The organism is Adlercreutzia sp. DFI.6.23 (assembly GCF_024462535.1).
GTDB classification, from domain to species: domain Bacteria; phylum Actinomycetota; class Coriobacteriia; order Coriobacteriales; family Eggerthellaceae; genus Adlercreutzia; species Adlercreutzia rubneri.
Map to the genome: position 1 here is coordinate 1 of NZ_JANGBP010000075.1, position 445 is coordinate 445.

1 pseudogene is annotated in these 445 nt (G+C 64.7%); it reads left to right on the plus strand.

Annotated features, from left to right (window positions below):
- Nucleotides 1–224: 224 nt before the first annotated feature.
- A pseudogene (locus NE591_RS12405) lies at nucleotides 225–445 on the plus strand (hypothetical protein); the annotation flags it as partial.

A 445-nucleotide genomic window follows, 5' to 3' on the forward strand; every position in this document is an offset into this window, starting at 1 on the left:
CGGAGCCGACGCCGGAGCCGACGCCCGACCCAGCCCCGGACGACGGTGGTGGCGAGGGTGCCTAAAGCAGCGTAGCCGCGACATAATTGTTGCGATACCGTGACGGCGGTACGGGCCCGGGGGTGCGGACTGCTATCATAGCGAATGAGAAACCAAAGCCTCGCTCGACGAGGCTGCCCTGAGCAAGCAACCGTTGCCTCAAGGTACCGAAGACGGGAGAAATCATGAGGAAACGTACCATCGCGCGGGTTTTGGCTGTGGCCCTTGGCGCGGCTTTGGCCCTCGGCGCTCTTGCCGGTTGCCAGTCGCCGGCCACTGGAGCCACCGACCAGCAGCAGGCCAATCGCACCTACCTGACCAAGGTCAACCAGGCGGTGGAGGAGCTGAACACGCGCCTCGGCGAATTCGACGAGGCGGTGGCTCAGGAGAGCGTCGTCTATATGCG